Source organism: Halorubrum sp. SP3 (genome assembly GCF_005435195.1).
In the GTDB taxonomy this organism is placed as follows: domain Archaea; phylum Halobacteriota; class Halobacteria; order Halobacteriales; family Haloferacaceae; genus Halorubrum; species Halorubrum sodomense.
The window spans coordinates 410-1,666 of the sequence record NZ_SGTU01000085.1 but is presented as its reverse complement, the minus strand read 5'-3'; the positions used below and the strand labels follow the sequence as shown (position 1 = coordinate 1,666).

1 protein-coding gene is annotated in these 1,257 nt (G+C 55.0%); it reads left to right on the top strand.

Going from position 1 to position 1,257, the window contains the following annotated elements; all coding sequences use genetic code 11:
• Positions 1-707: 707 nt before the first annotated feature.
• Positions 708-1,257: hypothetical protein (locus EXE42_RS18725; protein ID WP_158293729.1), on the top strand; the 550-nt coding region annotated here is incomplete at its 3' end.

Genomic DNA, 1,257 nt, shown 5'->3' with positions numbered 1-1,257 from the left:
CTGTCACAAGTGCCACAGACGACCCTAATAGATGACGCTGCGCCGTCGCAGAGACCCTACTGCGACAGGCCGCACAACGACAATCCGCGTTTGCGTATCTCGGTGGCCGCTAGCGTTCGTCTATAGGACCATGCCAGAACAGGCCGTCGACCATGAGCAGGTAACAAATGCCAACTGCGGCCACGACGGCAGCGAGACGCGTGCCAAGAACAGTCCCAACCCCGTAAGCAGCAGACAACGTCACCGGGATGAATGCTAGTACGAAATCCGGGTACGTGCCGCTGTCAATCATGCGAGTTCGCCTCTCAGATCAGTTACTCCGTGATGCCCGCATCGCAAAGTGACTGTGTGAAAAGGCGAGCTCTCAGCGCTAAATCTGTTGAGGGCGCGTACCCCTCGCACAGCAGCGTGGCTGGTGACCGTTTTGCTAGAACTGGTCACACCACGCTCAACATCTACAACGGGGCCCATCCGGGGAGAGGTGGCTTCCCACCGACTCATAACAAAATGTATCTAATCCAACCTAATAAAACTAATTAGATGTAATTAGAGCTGTTCGCAGCCGCCTCGGAAGTCCGCGCCTGCTTGATGCCGCGCCACCATTGAAACCTCGAGCATGCCTCTACCCTGAGCGAACGTGACGGGACTACGCCCGAGGTGTTTCTGTCGGGGACAAAACTAAGCCGGATGTACCGCACGACCTGACCATGCCAAGCAATTTTGATGCGAAAAATGAGCGAAATCTCATCGAGTATATCGCAACACTGTGTGGCTTTTCGCGTCTCTCATCGGCTCTCCCTGGTCAAAATATGTATCCGCCGTATCTGTTTGTAGGAGCGTTCAGTGTTCTCGATCTCGCAGTGCTCCAAGTGTACGTACATCTGACTGGTGGGACCCACATCCTCCTTGACACCCCAAACACCGCAGCCGGGTATGCGGCACTCATCCTGGGGGTGTATGGCGTCCGGTACATGTCGAATGGGTACGAGGAGGCGCTTGCCGCACTCCGAGCTCAAGACCGTGTAGATGCGGCCGAGATCAGCCAGTTTCACCAGATATTCAGCTGGCGAACGAAGGTCGTCGTCTACGTTCTTGCTGTTGTCGTTCTCTATGCGAATACGATTCTGAACGTCGGCGTGCCGAACCGAGTGACAGCATTCAATCTGCTCTTCACGTGGGAGTTTGTGTTCCTCCCAGTCATGGTTGAATTCGCCTTCACCTACTGCGGGATTCACTTTCTGTTACCACGGCGGATCA